Origin of the sequence: Bradyrhizobium sp. AT1, from assembly GCF_001590795.1 — a bacterium.
GTDB lineage: Bacteria > Pseudomonadota > Alphaproteobacteria > Rhizobiales > Xanthobacteraceae > Bradyrhizobium.
Window position 1 is genome coordinate 4,981,152 of the sequence record NZ_JXDL01000001.1, and the last position, 15,903, is coordinate 4,997,054.

At 65.1% G+C, this 15,903-nt stretch carries 13 protein-coding genes and 1 riboswitch; of the genes, 10 read left to right on the top strand and 3 right to left on the bottom strand.

Annotation, left to right across the window (positions count from 1 at the left end; translation table 11 throughout):
* Nucleotides 1-47: 47 nt before the first annotated feature.
* From SE92_RS23130 to SE92_RS23140, 3 genes are all read left to right on the top strand, one after another.
* Entirely contained in the window at nucleotides 48-686 is a 639-nt protein-coding gene (locus SE92_RS23130; RefSeq protein WP_198172760.1) for a toll/interleukin-1 receptor domain-containing protein, read from the top strand.
* 198 nt (nucleotides 687-884) lie between these two features.
* Complete coding sequence (locus SE92_RS23135) at nucleotides 885-1,529, top strand: hypothetical protein (RefSeq protein ID WP_063198643.1); 645 nt, start codon at nucleotides 885-887, stop codon at nucleotides 1,527-1,529.
* A 277-nt stretch (nucleotides 1,530-1,806) separates the two neighbouring features.
* The gene (locus SE92_RS23140; RefSeq protein WP_063198644.1) at nucleotides 1,807-2,322 is read left to right on the top strand and encodes a L,D-transpeptidase; all 516 of its coding nucleotides are present in this window, start codon (nucleotides 1,807-1,809) and stop codon (nucleotides 2,320-2,322) included.
* Nucleotides 2,323-2,377: 55 nt separating this feature from the next.
* On the opposite strand, the gene SE92_RS23145 is transcribed toward SE92_RS23140, so the two are convergent.
* Nucleotides 2,378-2,968, bottom strand: coding sequence for a thermonuclease family protein (locus tag SE92_RS23145; RefSeq protein ID WP_063198646.1), 591 nt, complete (start codon nucleotides 2,966-2,968; stop codon nucleotides 2,378-2,380).
* A gap of 192 nt (nucleotides 2,969-3,160) precedes the next feature.
* On the opposite strand from SE92_RS23145, the gene SE92_RS23150 reads away from it, so the two are divergent.
* The 4 genes from SE92_RS23150 to cysN all read left to right on the top strand — a co-directional run bounded on the left by SE92_RS23150 (nucleotide 3,161) and on the right by cysN (nucleotide 8,915).
* The gene (locus SE92_RS23150; RefSeq protein WP_063198648.1) at nucleotides 3,161-4,879 is read left to right on the top strand and encodes a methyl-accepting chemotaxis protein; all 1,719 of its coding nucleotides are present in this window, start codon (nucleotides 3,161-3,163) and stop codon (nucleotides 4,877-4,879) included.
* A gap of 153 nt (nucleotides 4,880-5,032) precedes the next feature.
* Nucleotides 5,033-6,052 carry a sulfotransferase family protein gene (locus SE92_RS23155; protein ID WP_063198649.1) on the top strand — a complete coding sequence of 340 codons (1,020 nt, stop codon included), beginning with the start codon at nucleotides 5,033-5,035 and terminating at the stop codon, nucleotides 6,050-6,052.
* 5 nt (nucleotides 6,053-6,057) lie between these two features.
* The gene (gene cysD / locus SE92_RS23160; RefSeq protein WP_063198651.1) at nucleotides 6,058-7,020 is read left to right on the top strand and encodes a sulfate adenylyltransferase subunit CysD; all 963 of its coding nucleotides are present in this window, start codon (nucleotides 6,058-6,060) and stop codon (nucleotides 7,018-7,020) included.
* Nucleotides 7,020-8,915 (top strand): sulfate adenylyltransferase subunit CysN, encoded by a 1,896-nt coding sequence (gene cysN, locus SE92_RS23165; RefSeq protein WP_063198653.1) that lies wholly within the window; start codon nucleotides 7,020-7,022, stop codon nucleotides 8,913-8,915. Before cysD ends, cysN begins: the two co-directional genes overlap by 1 nt.
* Nucleotides 8,916-8,954: 39 nt before the next feature.
* Here cysN and SE92_RS23170 read toward each other — a convergent pair whose 3' ends face one another.
* Entirely contained in the window at nucleotides 8,955-9,158 is a 204-nt protein-coding gene (locus SE92_RS23170; RefSeq protein WP_063198654.1) for a DUF1674 domain-containing protein, read from the bottom strand.
* Between the two features lie 189 nt (nucleotides 9,159-9,347).
* On the opposite strand from SE92_RS23170, the gene SE92_RS23175 reads away from it, so the two are divergent.
* The 3 genes from SE92_RS23175 (at nucleotide 9,348) to purH (ending at nucleotide 14,326) form a co-directional block, all read left to right on the top strand.
* Nucleotides 9,348-10,694, top strand: coding sequence for an RsmB/NOP family class I SAM-dependent RNA methyltransferase (locus SE92_RS23175; protein ID WP_063198656.1), 1,347 nt, complete (start codon nucleotides 9,348-9,350; stop codon nucleotides 10,692-10,694).
* Nucleotides 10,695-10,851: 157 nt separating this feature from the next.
* Entirely contained in the window at nucleotides 10,852-12,570 is a 1,719-nt protein-coding gene (locus SE92_RS23180) for a heparinase II/III family protein (RefSeq protein WP_063198658.1), read from the top strand.
* Nucleotides 12,571-12,627: 57 nt separating this feature from the next.
* Nucleotides 12,628-12,709, top strand: a riboswitch (ZMP/ZTP riboswitch).
* A gap of 24 nt (nucleotides 12,710-12,733) precedes the next feature.
* Nucleotides 12,734-14,326: a bifunctional phosphoribosylaminoimidazolecarboxamide formyltransferase/IMP cyclohydrolase gene (purH, locus tag SE92_RS23185; protein ID WP_063198659.1), complete on the top strand. Its 1,593-nt coding sequence runs from the start codon at nucleotides 12,734-12,736 to the stop codon at nucleotides 14,324-14,326.
* A 115-nt stretch (nucleotides 14,327-14,441) separates the two neighbouring features.
* Here the strand turns inward: purH and SE92_RS23190 are convergent, their stop codons facing one another.
* Complete coding sequence (locus tag SE92_RS23190) at nucleotides 14,442-15,830, bottom strand: MFS transporter (RefSeq protein WP_063198661.1); 1,389 nt, start codon at nucleotides 15,828-15,830, stop codon at nucleotides 14,442-14,444.
* Between the last annotated feature and the right edge of the window lie 73 nt (nucleotides 15,831-15,903).

Below are 15,903 nucleotides of genomic sequence, written 5' to 3' on the forward strand. Positions count from 1 at the left end.
CTAACCTGTGGTTGTTTCAAACGACTGCATTGTTCGGAGCTCGAGGCTTGGCCGATATTTTTTTCAGTTACGCCAAGGTTGATCGCGATCGCGTCAAACCATTGATCGAAGCGCTCGAAGCGGAGCCATGGAACGTCTGGTGGGACAACGATCTCACCGTCGGGGGCTCGTGGAGCGAGGAAATCAAGACCGAGCTCGATTCGGCGCCCTGTGCTGTCGTTGCCTGGACGAATTCGTCGATCAAGTCCGAGTTCGTTCAGGACGAGGCACGCCGTGCGCACAAGGCAGGCAAGCTCGTCCCGCTCATGCTCGATCCCGTCGAGTTGCCGATGGGCTTTGGCGGGGTTCAAACGGCTGACTTCACGACGTGGAACGGAGATCGCCAGTCCATCGAATTCATCAGGCTCCGGGGTGCCATTCAAAAGAAATTGACAGGCGCGGCCAGCACGGAGCCAGCCACCGTCCCACCCACTAGCGGGCCGAAGCCGTCAGGGGCGGTCAGTGACGGCCACCGGGTTGGATTGAAAACATTGCTGTCCGCCCTCGCTGTCGTCGCAATCGGTGCCGGAACGGCCATCTGGCTACTCTTTGGCGGACGGAGCATCACGACTTCGCCCCCCGGTCTTGGATACACCGTCTTCGTGCACAGCGCGCGCCCGCAGACCGAGATCGCGACGGTCGTGTAAAAGCTTCAGCAAGCCGGATACAAGATTGGCGGTTCAGATGCGGCTGCTGACAACGATTCCGGACGCGCGTCCCCACGCTCAGGGGTCGATTATGCCCTGCCCGACCCGGACACGAAGCATCAGGCCGCCGCTCGCGCGGCCGCCGAGATCGCCAACGAGGCGCTGAGGACTGACATCAAGCCGCGCCCGCAATCAGGCATGTCGGCCAGCAATCTCGGAATTTGGCTGCCTTACAAAGGCGACTACAAGGTCACCATTCGCTTTGCTGGTGACTTCGATCGGGCATCCGACATCGTGCCTTTCGCGCAGAAGCTGCGCGCGGCTGGGTGGCGCGTTCAGGACTCCCAGCCGTCTGGCGGCAATGACAGAACATCCTTGGCCGCTGGCCAGAGAGAGGTTCGATACGCTGCAGCCAATGACCAAGCCTTTGCCGAGTTGCTCGCAGCAGACGTTCAGAGGTCCGGGATCATGACCGGGGCCGTGGCATCCACTCAGGGATCGGATATTGCCGGCGGCAATCTAGAGGTCTGGATCAGCTCGACCGGGGCTGCGCCAGCTCCATCCGGTCCAACCGCGTGGGGAGACCGGCCCCCTGATCAAGCCTATTGTTTCCAACGCAAGGACAGCCCTGCGGCCCCGGGGAAATTCCTGGTTCGTTGCTTTCAGACCGAGAACGCTTGTGCGACCGTCCAGCGGACGGATTCCGGCCAGAAGACTTCCTGCATCCTCGCTCGAGGGCTGACCGGTTCCGCCAGTTGGCAGGACGCGGGCAAGGGCGGCGTCGGGGACTCCTGGTTCAAATATTCGAACAGCCAGTTCGTCAGGCCATTTCCGGAGTTCTGAATTACCCGGATCGCGGCGTCCCCAGACAGTTCACGCCCTTGTCAGGGCGCGGGCGCGCACGGCTGCATCTTTCCCGCCGAGTGTTGTTTTCAGGTCATTTACTTTATTTCGAACATTTCCTTTGTTCCCCCTGCTGGCTGGCCCTCGGTGGCCGCGCGTGGAAACCATCCGGTTAACGGGCGCGGTTAGGATGTCCCTAACAAGGATTGGGGCGCTGCGGCGATTGCCGGGTTCTGCGTCATTTTGGACGATGTGTTTTGGGGCAAGGGGAAGATCGATGTCGATGAGGATTGCGGTGGCGCTGGCTGCCACCATCGGGGCGGGGGTCTTGGTGTCGACGGCGGCAGAGGCGCGGCCGGAGATGGTGGGGGCACATCTGGCCGATTATTCGCCGGGCACCATCGTGGTCAAAACCAGCGAGCGGCGGCTCTATCTCATCCTCGATAACGGCCACGCCGTGCGCTATCCGGTCGGTGTCGGCAAGTCCGGCAAGCAATGGGCCGGCACCACGCGCATCGACGGGAAGTATCGCAACCCGGCCTGGGCACCGCCGGCCGAGGTCAAGCGTGACAAGCCGAGCATTCCCGACATGATCCCGGGCGGCTCACCGCGCAACCCGATGGGCGTTGCGGCGATGACGCTCGCCGGCGGCGAATACGCCATCCACGGCACCAACGTGCCGGGTTCGATCGGCGGCTTCGTCTCCTATGGCTGCATCCGCATGCTCAACGACGACATCACCGATCTCTATGGCCGCGTCTCCGTCGGCACGACGGTGGTCGTGACGCGCTGATCGCAGAGATCAGCCGCGACAAGAAAAAGCCGCGTCTTGGGACGCGGCTTTTTTGTTACCAGAAGCGCCAGCCGCGTGTGCACCAGCCGTCGCGATGGCCGCCATTGTAGCTCCGCGCAAAACCGCCCGCGAGCAACGCCGCCGAAACGTTCTCGGTCCGCCGGGTCGCGACGTCTGCGAGCACGCGGCCGTATTTGTCGGGGCCGAGATTGGTGATGATCACGCCGCCCTGGCCGAGCAGATCGCGCAATGCGCGCGCCGCGGCTTCCGCCTTGTCCAGCTCCTCCTGGCACGATGCCTTTAGTTCGGGCGCATCGATGCCGCGCAGCCGAACGCGTACGACGCGATCGCGACCCTCGCGCTGACGAACGCGCGCAAGGAAAGTGTCGCCGTCGATGGTACGAATGACATCCACCGGCTCGCGCGCACCTGGATGGCCTGCCTGCTGGAGAACGATCTCAGCATCCCCGGTGCGCTCGCCATCGGTCTGCGGAACAAGCCAGCCCATTCCATGGCGGAAGGTGAGGACGACGGCCAACACGATGCCCACCACGAACATCCAGGGCAACAATCCGGAGAAGTGCCGACCGAACGGCGAACCGCCGAACTGTGGCTGGTAGGTTTTGGGTCGATCCCGGAACCGCATCAACTTACGCTAAGACTGAGTCGGGGAACTCACAAGCGTGGCCACAGCGGGCCGGAACCCGGAACAACCTGTGGAAGAAAGTTCCGAACACCACTACGTCGGCCGTAGTTCTACTGGAGATCCGCGAATCTTTCCCAATTCTCAATCATTGGTTGCGCATACCTGTTATACGGCAACGCGAGGGAGATTGCGGTGGGGTCATTCAGGTTTCGCATTGGAACAAAGCTCGGCATCGTGACGGGCGTGAGCATTGTATTGGTGTGCGGCATGCTGACCAACCAGATGCTCGGCAACCGGTCGATTGCCGAATCCAATCGCTTGGTCACAATCAACTATCTCAACAAGGGTAATGCGCAGGCGGCGCAAACGGCGATGGCGCGGGCGCAGCTCGCAGCGCTCGAGATCGGTTCCGCTTCAACCGCCGGAGAAGTTGACAAGTTCCTCGAGATGCTTCGCACGCGGGCGAGCGAAGCCGGTGTGGAAATCGATGCCGCCACGGACCGGGCGACTCGGAAGGTCACCCAGGACGCCTATCGCGAGACCAAGAAATTTGTCGATGCGTATCTGGCCAGTGGCATTGAACTGGCCGGGGCGCAGAAGACCGTCATCGGCGCCGCGTCCGGCAGCGCCAGGACCGCGGCCGAAGCGGCGAAAGCAGGCATTCTCGCAGAGCGCATGCGTCCGGCCGCGCTGGAAGTCAGCAAGCGCATCGACGATCTGGTCGGCGTTGCCAACGAATTCGCCGCGCGCCGCAAGGGTGAGATGCTCACTGAACTGGATCGCGTCGCCAACTTCGCATTGATCGTCGGCGTGTTCGTCGTCCTGACATTGATCGGCTCCGCCGTCTTCTCCGTGTTGAACATCGCCCGCCCGATCCGGCGCATCGGCGACGTGCTTCTCCAGCTCGCCGGCGGCAACAAGGCGGTCGAGATCCCCTATACGCGCCGTGGCGATGAAGTCGGCGACAACGCCCGCGCGGCTCAGACCTTCAAGGAAAACCTGATCCGCATCGAGCTGATGGAAGCCGAGCAGAAGAATCAGGAAGCCGCTGCGGCCGCTCGACGCAAGGAGGAGATGACCAAGCTCGCCGGCGTGTTCGAAGCCGCGGTCGGTGGCATCATCGACTCCGTGTCGGCAGCTTCCCAACAGCTCGAGGCTGCCGCCGGCACGCTGTCGGGAACCGCGGAGGAGACTCAGCAGCTCTCCGGCATGGTCGCGGCGGCCTCGGAGGAGGCATCGACCAATGTCGGCGCCGTGGCGTCTGCCGCGGAAGAGATGAGCACGTCGGTCGTCGAGATCGGCCGCCAGGTCCACGATTCCAGCCGCATCGCCGGCGAAGCGGTCAAGCAGGCCGAACGCACCGACGTCCGGATCAACGAACTGCTCAAGGCGGCAGGGCGAATTGGCGACGTCGTCAAATTGATCACCGCGATTGCCGAGCAGACCAATCTCCTGGCGCTGAACGCGACGATCGAAGCTGCGCGCGCCGGCGAATCCGGCCGCGGCTTTGCCGTCGTGGCTAGCGAGGTCAAAGCCCTCGCGGCGCAAACCGCGCGAGCGACCGAGGAAATCAGCACGCAGATTGCCGGCATGCAATCAGCGACCGAGGACTCCGTCGGAGCGATCAAGGAAATCGGCGCGACCATCGCCCGCATCTCGGACATTTCGACAACCATTGCTGCGACGATCGAAGAGCAGGGTGCAGCGACCGCCGAGATCGCGCGAAACGTCAGCGAAGCCGCCAAGGGAACCGTCGAAGTCGCGGACAAGATCGCCCAGGTCAGTCATGGCGCGAGCGCCACCGGCGCTGCATCGGGACAGGTGTTGTCATCGGCGCGCTCGCTGTCAAGCGAAAGCAGCCTCCTGAAGACGGAAGTCGAGAAGTTCCTCAAGACCGTGCGCGCAGCATGAATTTGCAAAAGCAGCAACATATCTCCGACGCTTGCTGCACATGGATAGCGCCTCCGGGATTTCCCGGAATTGTTCAACACCGCCGACAACTGTAGGTTGGATGAGACGCCATGAGCAATCGCTCGTGGAACTCCCAGCCATGGGTCCCCCGACATGAACATCGACGCTACCTCGGCCGCTTCGCTCGAACGACTGGCGGATCTCGTTCGGCAGCAGCACAGTTCCCTCGACACCATGCTGCTGTCGCCAATGGGCGAATTCCAGACCAGAGCCGCTCCCCTCGCGACGTTGATGCGCGAAGTGACGGACTGCCTCGCAGAGGATTTCCTGCATCGTCCCGCGCAAGACTTCCCGATGCTCTATTTCGCATGCGGCAAAGCCAGGGTCGGATCGACCGCCCTCAGCAATCTGTTCGGCATGACCGGCATGCCGTCATATTATCAGCCGCTGAAGGCGATCTTGCGCGAAGCGCTCGTCGGCCGCCCGCTGACGCCCTGGGTCATCCCTTCGGCGACCGACCAGCCGCACATCTTCAGCAAGGAAACGATCGGGCCCTACGTGCTCGCCGAGAGCTTGTTCAATCCACTGCAGCTCCTGATCGACGCGGGTTATCCGCGCCACCGCCTGCATCTCATCATGCTCGATCGCGAGCCGGCGAGTTCGCTGGCGTCCTGGCTCGAGAAGCTGATCTCGCGTGCGCCTGAAGATACATTGCTGCGGCACTATGTCGTCGCCGCACTCAGCGCGGCCCGCGTCGCAGATTACGCCCGGCAGCAGGGCGTTCCCGTCACGCACTACGTCTACGAGGTGAGCAAGGAGGCTCTGTCGTCGGTGCGCGACCTGTTCGACCGTCTCGGCCTTTCCGGCAGCTTCACCGAGAACGCCGTGACGTCATGGCGGGAGCCGGGGGGCGAGCAAGCCAACAACGCGCGCGTCATCTTCCCGAGCGAAGCGACGATCTACAAGGTCCCCAACCTGCATACGTCCGATAGCGCCTACCGCTACCAGCGCCGCGCCACGGCCTCGGTGAGCGACACTCAGCTGGAGATTCTGGAGCGCTGCGGTGTCAATGACGCCTATCGAGCCTCGGTCGCGGCGTGCGTTCGCGATCTCGACCTGAACGCGGCGACGTCGGCGCACCTGTTCGGCGACTGGGTCGCCGAGGCCGCGTGATCAGCATGCTGGAGTGTCCCACGACCACCCCGCCCGCCCTCGCCGAAAGAGCGGAGGGCGAGAAGTTTCACGCTGCCAGCCATCTTCGACGTCTGGAGGCGGAGAGCATCCATATCCTGCGGGAGACCGCGGCCGAGTTCCGCAGGCCGGTCATGCTCTACTCGATCGGCAAGGACTCTTCGGTGCTGTTGCATCTGGCGATGAAAGCGTTTCATCCCGGCAAGCCACCGTTTCCCCTGCTGCACGTCGACACCACCTGGAAATTCCGCGAGATGATCGCGTTTCGCGACCGCCGCGCGCGCGAGCTCGGCGTCGATCTGATCGTCCATACCAACAATGACGGATTGAGCCAGGGCATCGACCCCTTTACCCACGGCTCGGCGCGCTACACCGACGTCATGAAGACGCAGGCATTGCGGCAGGCGCTCGACCTTCACGGCTTTGACGCCGCGATCGGCGGCGCGCGGCGCGACGAGGAGAAGTCGCGCGCCAAGGAGCGCATCTTCTCGCACCGGAGCGCGGCGCATCGCTGGGATCCGAAGAACCAGCGCCCCGAGCTGTGGAGCCTGTACAACACGATGCTCGCGCCCGGCGAGAGCATGCGGGTGTTTCCGCTCTCGAACTGGACCGAGCTCGACGTCTGGGACTACATCCTGCTCGAGGACATCCCGATCGTTCCGCTTTATCTCGCGGCTTCACGCCCGGTGGTCGAGCGCGACGGCGCGCTGATCATGGTGGACGACGAACGGATGCCGCTACTTGCCGGCGAACAGCCGCGCTGGCGTTCGGTCAGGTTTCGCACCTTGGGCTGCTATCCGCTCAGCGGCGCCACGGTGTCGACGGCGGCAACGCTGCCCGAGATCGTGCGGGAGATGATGGCCTCGCGCACCTCCGAGCGGCAGGGACGCATGATCGACCGGGACAGCCCGGCATCGATGGAGCGCAAGAAAGCGGAAGGCTACTTCTGATGTCCTATCACGAGGCCCCCACGATCGCCGCCTCCGATGCGCCGCGGCTGGATCAGGATGATCGTCCGACGCTGCGTTTCGTCACCTGCGGCAGTGTCGACGACGGCAAGAGCACCCTGGTCGGCCGCCTGCTCTACGATTCCAAGACGCTGCTCGACGATCAGCTCGACGCGCTGGCATCCGAGAGCCGGACCGTCGGCACCACCGGCGGCGATCTCGATTTCGCGCTGCTGGTCGACGGCCTGCAGGCGGAGCGCGAGCAGGGTATCACGATCGACGTCGCCTATCGCTTCTTCGCCACCAAGCTGCGCCGCTTCATCGTCGCCGACACGCCGGGACATGCGCAATATACCCGCAACATGGCGACCGGCGCCTCCAATGCCGATCTCGCCGTGGTGCTGGTCGACGCCCGCAAGGGCGTGATCACGCAGACGCGGCGCCACAGCCACATCCTGTCGCTGCTCGGCATTCACCACGTCGTGCTCGCCGTCAACAAGATGGACCTGATCGGATTCGACGGGGATCGCTTTGCTTCCATCACGGCCGAATACCTCACCATGGCCGGGCAGCTCGGAATCTCGCAGGTCCAGTGCATCCCGGTCGTGGCGCCCGGCGGCGACAACATCGTCGCGGCCAGCACGCGGATGCCCTGGTACACCGGGCCCACCGTCACGGCCTATCTGGAATCCGTCGACGTTTCCGGTGATGTCTCGCAGCGGCCGTTCCGGCTGCCGGTGCAATGGGTCAACCGGCCGAACGCAGAGTTTCGCGGCTTCTGCGGGCGGATCGCCAGCGGAACGATTGCCGCCGGCGACAGCATCGCCGTGCGGCCCTCGGGCCGCCAGACACGCATCGCGCGCATTCTCACGCCCGGCGGCGAGCGCGATCGCGCTGCGGCGGGTGAATCGGTCACGCTCACATTGACCGACGAAATCGACGTCAGCCGCGGTGACGTGCTGACAGCGGGTCCCGCGCCGCAGGTCTCGGATCAATTGGCGGCCCATCTCGTCTGGTTCGATGACGAGGCCATGGTCGCGGGCCGGCGCTATCTGCTCAAATGCGGCACGGCCTCGACCGGCGCGGTGATCACGACGCTCGAGCACCGCATCGCGATCGACACCATGGCGCATGAAGACGCCGCCACGCTCGACGCCAACCAGATCGGTTACGCCCATCTCAGCCTCGACCGGCCGCTGGTGTTCGAGGCCTATCGCGACAACCGCGACATGGGCAGCTTCATTCTCGTCGATCCGATCAGCCATCGCACGGCGGCGGCAGGAATGATCGACCTTTCGCTCCGCCGCGCCACCGACATTCATTGGCAGCGGCTTGCCGTCGACAAATCCGTGCGGGCGCGGCTGAAGCAGCAACGGCCCTGCGTGCTCTGGTTCACGGGATTGAGCGGTGCCGGCAAATCGACGATCGCCGATCTCGTCGACCGCAGGCTTGCCGAGCTCGGACGCCATGCCGCGCTGCTCGACGGTGACAATCTCCGCCATGGCATCAACCGCGACCTCGGCTTCTCCAACGCGGATAGGGCGGAGAACGTCCGGCGCACTGCCGAGATCGCCGCGCTGTTCGTCGACGCCGGCATGATCGCGCTGGTCGCGCTGATCTCGCCGTTCCGCAACGAGCGCGAGCTGGCGCGTCAGCGGGTCCAAGCCGGCGAGTTCATCGAGATCCATGTCGCAACCCCGCTCGCCGAATGCGAGCGCCGCGATCCCAAGGGACTCTATCGCAAGGCACGGTCAGGCGCATTGCCGGCGTTCACCGGCATCGACCATCCCTATGAGGCACCGCAAGCGCCGGAGATCACCATCGACAGCTCGGAGCTGTCGACCGACGCGGCTTGCGAACGCATCATCCGCTATCTCAGGGACAATCACTATCTGTAGCCGCCGCGACAGGCACGATCCGCCGGGCCGTCGGAGACCTTAGAAGTCGGACGCGATGCCCTTGCGCTCCCAGTCGCCGTAGCGGGTGGGCTCCGGGCCCTTCGGTCCCTGCAGCTCCCTTGCCTTGGCCTCATCCTTGGCCTGGGCGGCGGCAGCCTGCCGGCGCGCCTCGGCTTCGGCCAGCGCGCGCTGGGCGGCCGGCGATAACGGCTTGCGGTCGGGAACGGGAGGCTGGTCACTCATCGCCGGGCTTTCTAGCCCAGGACGGCCCGCAACGCGACGCCCAATAACGCATCCCTGAAATCGGGCCCAAAGGGCTGAAAAAGCCGGCAGCGATTCTTACATTTGGCATATTCGCGTGCCAGAGATTGGGTTCTCAAGGCATGCGCCCATTGCGGCGGAACTGCCGCTCGCTCAGAACCTTGCTTCCGCATGCCATCTCAACGTTTCGCCCCTCCGTCCGAAGTGCCCGGTCTCGCGGCACGACGGATTGCCGCCGACATCGTCGATGGCGTGCTGCACAAGCACCGCACGCTTGACGACCAGCTCGACGGCGGCGGCGCCCATCCCGGACTGAAGACGCTGGCCGACCGCGACCGCGCGCTGATGCGGCGCCTGGTCGCCACCGTGCTGCGCCGGCTCGGCACGCTCGGCCATGTCCTGTCCCGCCTGCTCGACAAGGGCATTCCCTCCGATGCGCCGCGCGCGCAGAGCGCGCTGCTGATCGGCGCGGCGCAGATCCTCTGGATGGACGTGCCGGATCACGCCGCCGTCGACCTCTCCGTTCGCCTGGTGCAATCCGACCGGCGCGCCGCGCGCTATGCCGGGCTCGTCAATGCCGTGCTGCGGCGCTGCGCCCGCGAAGGCAAGGCGCTGGTCGAGGAGGTCGCGACCCAATCGCTGGACCTGCCGCCATGGCTGCTCGCGCGCTGGAGCGCGCATTATGGCGAGGCGACCGCACGAGAGATGGCGGTGGCGCTCGGCCACGAGCCCTCGCTCGATCTCACCGTGAAATCGGATGCCGCGCAATGGGCGAGCCGCCTGCATGGCGAGACGCTGCCGACCGGGACGGTGCGCATGCTGCTGCACGGCGCGGTGACCATGCTTCCCGGCTTCGCCGAAGGACAATGGTGGGTGCAGGACGCCGCCGCCGCGCTGCCGGCCCGGCTGTTCGGCGACGTCAAAGGCAAGTCCATTGCCGATCTCTGCGCCGCCCCGGGCGGCAAGACCGCGCAACTGGCGCTAGCAGGCGCGCATGTCACGGCGATCGACCGTTCGCCGGCCCGGGTGGCGCGGCTGCGCGAAAACCTGGCGCGGCTGTCGCTCCAGGCCGCGACTGTCGTCGCCGACGCCGTGGAATGGGCCGGTCCTGCCGAGGGCTTCGACGGTATCTTGATCGACGCGCCCTGCACCTCGACCGGCACGATCCGCCGTCATCCCGACGTGGCCTGGCTGCGGCAGGAGTCGGACATCGCCGCCCTGACCGCGCTCCAGCAAAAGCTGCTGCGAAAATCGGTGTCTTTGCTCAAGCCGGGCGGGACGCTGGTCTACTGTACCTGCTCGCTGGAACCTGAGGAAGGCGAGCAGGCCGTGGCGACGCTGCTGGCGGCCGAGCCTGCGCTTCGCCGCGTCCCGATCGAGGCGTCGGAGGTCGCGGGCCTCGACGAAATCATCACTGACGAAGGTGACCTGCGCACTTTGCCCAGCCATCTGCCGAACGCCGATCCCAAGCTCGGGGGGCTCGACGGATTTTTCGCGGCCCGGCTCGTTAAATCCTGATTTTGCACTGGATTTTGCGACCCCGACACTGATTCGCACACGTTCAAGGTGGTGTCAGGCGGCCGATTTTGGGATTAATAGGGATTCGTCGGAATCCTCTCCCCCTTCAAGGCAAAGCGTGTCGGTCGCTCAACGCAGACGTATCTCGACGCTGGTCATGAACCGCTTCGCGCGGAACATGCTCGCGCGCGCGAGTGGCGGTTCAGTTGCGCTGTCGCGGGTCTGGCCCGGCCGCACCGATCGGCTGATCATCGCGCCGCACGATTTGCGCACCGCGGATGCGACTCGCGCCGCCGAAATCTATGCCGGCCGTTTCGTCTTTGCCGGCAAGATCGTCAATTGCCACGGCCGCTCCATCTTCGATCTCGAGCCGCCGTCGGAGGATTGGGAGGTTGCGCTGCTCGGCTTCGGCTGGCTGCGCCATTTGCGCGCCGCCGACACGGCGCTGACACGCGCGAATGCCCGCGCGCTGATCGAGGACTGGATCGCCAACCCCGCCAACAAGCGCCGCCCGGTCGCGCGCCGCGCCGACGTGCTGGCGAGACGCGTGATCTCGCTGCTGTCGCAGGCGCCGCTGGTGCTCAACGAAACCGACAACAAATTCTACCGCCGATACTTACGCGCGCTCGCGCGCGAGATCCGCTTCCTGCGCTACACCATGGTCAACATTCCCGACGGAGTGCCGAAGCTGCAGGTGCTGATCGCGCTGTGCTACGCGGCCTTGTGCCTCGCCAACCAGGCGAGCCACATCCGCAGCGCATCGAAGAAGCTGTCCGACGAATTGCAGCGGCAGATCCTGCCCGATGGCGGACACATCTCCCGCAATCCGGGCGCGCTGATCGAACTCTTGATCGACCTGCTGCCGCTGCGGCAGACCTTTGCCGCGCGCAACATCGCACCACCGCCGGCACTGCTGAACGCGATCGACCGCATGATGCCGATGCTGCGTTTCTTCCGGCATGGCGACGGAAATTTCGCGCTGTTCAACGGCATGAGCGCGACATCGTCCGACCTGCTCGCCACGCTGCTCGCTTATGACGACACCCACGGCGTGCCGATGGCGAACATGCCGCATACCGGCTTTCAGCGCCTTGATGCCGGCCAGACCACGGTGATCATCGACACCGGCCCCCCGCCGCCCGCCGGCGTCAGTCACGACGCCCATGCCGGCTGCCTATCGTTCGAACTGTCCTCCGGCATCAGCCGCATCGTTACCAATTGCGGCATGCCGACCACGGGCCGCGACAATTGGCGGCCGTTCGCACGCGGCACAGCGGCGCATTCGACGCTGACCTATCACGACACCTCCTCATGCCAGTTCGTGGAGATGTCGGCGATGAAGCGCCTGTTGCACGGCTCGCCGGTCACCAGCGGGCCGGTCGAGGTCGAGAGCTACCGCGAGATCGTGCAGAACGGCACGCTGCTCACGACCTCGCATGACGGCTATCTCGCCAAGTTCGGGGCGATCCACCGCCGCGTGCTGATGATCGCCAATGACGGCGCACGCATAGACGGCGAGGACACGTTGTCGCCGCCGCAGGGCGGGCGTTTCAAGGGCGCGGATGCCGATTTCGCACTGCGTTTCCATTTGCATCCGGCCGTGAAGGCGAGCCGGCTGTCGGATGCGCGCGGCGTCATGCTGGTCCTCCCGAACCGCGACGTCTGGACCTTTGAAGCATTGGACGACAAGGTCGACCTTGAGGACAGCGTGTTCCTGGCCGGCAATGACGGCCCGCGCCGCACCGCCCAGATCGTGATCCGGCAGGACGCGCGGCAGGCACCCTCGATCCGCTGGAGTTTTGTGCGTTCCACCGCTTCGCCGGCGGTCACCAATGCCCGACGAAATGCGCGGCGGGAGCCGGAACTACCGCTGTAAACCTGCGATTCAGCCCGATCGGAACGTTGTGAAAACGGCCGAAAGCTGCTATCGAGCGCTCGTTCGCGCGACTGGCGACCTTGGATGGAGCACCATCGGGAAGCGCGACACGCATCTGCCGCGCGCCTGGGCATAGACACTCCCTGAACAGAGGATCTTGCTCATGACTGACCATCCCCGCCGCGTCACCCGCGCTCTTCTCTCCGTCTCCGACAAGACCGGCCTGATCGAGTTCGCGAAAGCGCTGGCCGCGCATGATGTCGAGCTGGTCTCGACCGGCGGCACTGCGAAAGCGATCGCCGCGGCCGGCCTCAAGGTAAAGGACGTCTCCGACCTCACCGGCTTCCCCGAGATGATGGACGGCCGTGTCAAGACGCTGCATCCGAAGGTGCATGGCGGCCTGCTCGCGATCCGCGACAACAAAGAGCATGCGGAGGCGATGAAGGCGCACGGCATCGCGCCGATCGATCTTCTCGTCGTCAATCTCTATCCGTTCGAGGCGACCGTCGACAAAGGCGCCGGCTTCGAGGATTGCATCGAGAATATCGACATCGGCGGCCCCGCGATGATCCGCGCCGCCGCCAAGAACCATGACGACGTCGCGGTGGTGGTCGAGGCCGGGGACTACAAGGCCGTGCTGGACGAGCTCGCCGCCAACAGCGGTGCAACCACGCTGAAGCTGCGCCGCCGGCTTGCAGCAAAGGCCTACGCGCGCACCGCCGCTTACGACGCCGCGATCTCGAACTGGTTCAACCGCCAGCTCGAGATCGACGCGCCCGACTTCCGCGCCTTCGGCGGCCGGCTGATCCAGTCGCTGCGCTATGGCGAGAACCCGCACCAGACCGCAGCGTTCTACGCGACGCCGGACAAGCGCCCGGGCGTCTCGACCGCACGCCAGCTGCAGGGCAAGGAGCTGTCCTACAACAACATCAACGACACCGATGCCGCCTATGAATGCATCGGCGAATTCGACACCAAGCGCACCGCGGCCTGCGTCATCGTCAAGCATGCCAATCCCTGCGGCGTCGCGGAAGGCGCCAACCTCGTCGAGGCCTATCGCAAGGCGCTGGCCTGCGATTCCACCTCGGCCTTCGGCGGCATCATCGCGATGAACCGCGCGCTCGACGCCGACACCGCACGCGAGATCACCAAGATCTTCACCGAAGTGATCATCGCGCCCGATGCGACCGAGGAAGCCATTGCCATCATCGGCGGCAAGAAGAATCTACGCCTCTTGCTCGCCGGCAGCCTGCCCGATCCGCGCGCGCCCGGCCTCACCGCCAAGACGGTCGCGGGCGGCCTGCTTGTGCAGAGCCGCGACAATGCCGTGGTCGACGACATGATCTTCAAGGTCGTGACCAAGCGCGCGCCGACTGATGCCGAGATGCGCGACCTGAAGTTCGCGTTCCGGGTCGCAAAGCACGTCAAGTCCAACACCATCATCTACGCCAAGGATCTCGCCACGGTTGGTATCGGCGCAGGGCAAATGAGCCGAGTCGATTCGGCACGTATCGCCGCGCGCAAGGCGCAGGATGCGGCGAACGAATTGAAGCTCGCCGAGCCCCTGACCAAGGGCTCCGTGGTGGCCTCGGATGCGTTCTTCCCGTTCGCCGACGGCATGCTCGCCTGCATCGAGGCCGGCGCCACCGCCGTGGTGCAGCCCGGCGGCTCGATGCGCGACGACGAAGTGATCAAGGCCGCCGACGAGCATGGCATCGCCATGGTGTTCACGGGCACGCGGCACTTCAGGCATTGAGGCTCACCACGAGCGTAGCCCGGATGGAGCGCAGCGAAATCCGGGTCAGCGCCCCCGCAGCAACAGGTTCCCGGATTGCGCTTCGCTCCATCCGGGCTACGGGCGGCGTCGGGAGCTAAGACTCCCGAACCCGCATCAACAACCCCAATCCCGCAACGAAGAACACCACCAGCACGGCCATGCCGGCCTTCTGGCTCGCCGTGGCCGCCGTGAGTACGCCGATCAGCAACGGTCCGATGAAGGACGTCACTTTCCCGGTCAGCGCGAACAGGCCGAAATATTGCGCGATGCGATCTCTTGGTGCGAGGCGGATCAAGAGCGTGCGAGAGGCGGCTTGAAGCGGACCACCGGCCGCGCCGATAAGACAGCCCAGCACCAGATAGGCGCGTTCAGCCGCGCTCGAGAACAGCGGCGCCCCTGCTTGTGGCGGCGCGACCTTGACGAACAACACGCTGTCCTTGTCGACCAGCAGGATTGCCGCCACCGACAGCAGCAGGACCAGCAGGCTGCCGGCAATGACGCGCTTCGGCCCGAGACGATCATCCAGCTTGCCGCCGAGCCAGGCGCCGAACGCGCCCGCGATCGCGAGCATGATGCCGAACGTACCGATCTGGATCGTGTGCCAGCCGAAGGTGCCCGCGGCATAGATGCCGCCGAACGCGAACAGCGACACCAGCCCGTCGGTATAGATCATGTTGGCGAGCAAGAACGCGGCGAGCGACTTCTGCTGCGGCAGGCTCTTGATCGATTGCTTCAACTCCGCCAGCCCTTCGCGCAGCGCCTCGCGCACCGGGCGCTTTGCCGGATAGTCTGGCGTGAACAGGAACATCGGCGTCACGAAGAGGATGAACCACAATCCGGTCAACGGCCCCGCGGCCCGATCGCCCTGGTGCGTGACGGGGTCGAGCCCGAACAGCGGTGTGAGGCCGAGCAGCGTACGGCCCGTCTCGGGATTGGCGGCGAGCAGGCCGAGCACGATGATCAGGCTGACGATGCCACCGACATAGCCGGTCGCCCAACCGGTGCCGGAAAGCCGTCCGATCCGCTCCGGCGGCACCAGCGTCGGCATCATCGCGTTGTTGAAGAGCGTGGCGAATTCTGCACCGACGCTGGCGAGTGCGACCGCGGTGAGCAGCGGCGGAATGATGGAGGGATCGCCGGGCTTGCCGATCCATAGCGTGCAGGAGGCCAGCACCAGCACCGCGCCGAACCCCGCGATCCATGGTTTCCGGCGGCCCGAGGCATCCGCGATGGCCCCGAGCACCGGCGACATCAACGCGATCGCAAGGCCCGCGGCAGCCATCGCAAATCCCCACAGCGATTGGCCGGTGGCGGGATTCGGCGCGATGCTGGTTGCGAAATAGGGCGCAAACACGAAGGTCGTGATCAGCGTGAAATAGGGCTGCGCGGCCCAGTCGAAGAAGATCCAGCTGACGACGGCAGCGCGCGGCGGATAGGTCCGGTGCGCGCCGGCCATGCGCGCATCGGGGGCGATCGTCGTCATTCCAAAGTCCTCATCACGAACAGTTTTGCCTCTCTTGGGGCAAACCGTATAGCATTGCAGCGATGCGTGTGAA

What these genes read in the sequence shown, in the direction of transcription:
- SE92_RS23145 (WP_063198646.1), bottom strand. Translation starts at nt 2,968, where the DNA reads ATGCGGTTCCGGGATCGACCCAAAACCTACCAGCCACAGTTCGGCGGT.
- SE92_RS23170 (WP_063198654.1), bottom strand. Translation starts at nt 9,158, where the DNA reads ATGAGTGACCAGCCTCCCGTTCCCGACCGCAAGCCGTTATCGCCGGCC.
- SE92_RS23140 (WP_063198644.1), top strand. Translation starts at nt 1,807, where the DNA reads ATGTCGATGAGGATTGCGGTGGCGCTGGCTGCCACCATCGGGGCGGGG.
- cysN (WP_063198653.1), top strand. Translation starts at nt 7,020, where the DNA reads ATGTCCTATCACGAGGCCCCCACGATCGCCGCCTCCGATGCGCCGCGG.
- SE92_RS23155 (WP_063198649.1), top strand. Translation starts at nt 5,033, where the DNA reads ATGAACATCGACGCTACCTCGGCCGCTTCGCTCGAACGACTGGCGGAT.
- SE92_RS23175 (WP_063198656.1), top strand. Translation starts at nt 9,348, where the DNA reads ATGCCATCTCAACGTTTCGCCCCTCCGTCCGAAGTGCCCGGTCTCGCG.
- SE92_RS23135 (WP_063198643.1), top strand. Translation starts at nt 885, where the DNA reads ATGTCGGCCAGCAATCTCGGAATTTGGCTGCCTTACAAAGGCGACTAC.
- SE92_RS23190 (WP_063198661.1), bottom strand. Translation starts at nt 15,830, where the DNA reads ATGACGACGATCGCCCCCGATGCGCGCATGGCCGGCGCGCACCGGACC.
- purH (WP_063198659.1), top strand. Translation starts at nt 12,734, where the DNA reads ATGACTGACCATCCCCGCCGCGTCACCCGCGCTCTTCTCTCCGTCTCC.
- cysD (WP_063198651.1), top strand. Translation starts at nt 6,058, where the DNA reads ATGCTGGAGTGTCCCACGACCACCCCGCCCGCCCTCGCCGAAAGAGCG.
- SE92_RS23180 (WP_063198658.1), top strand. Translation starts at nt 10,852, where the DNA reads ATGAACCGCTTCGCGCGGAACATGCTCGCGCGCGCGAGTGGCGGTTCA.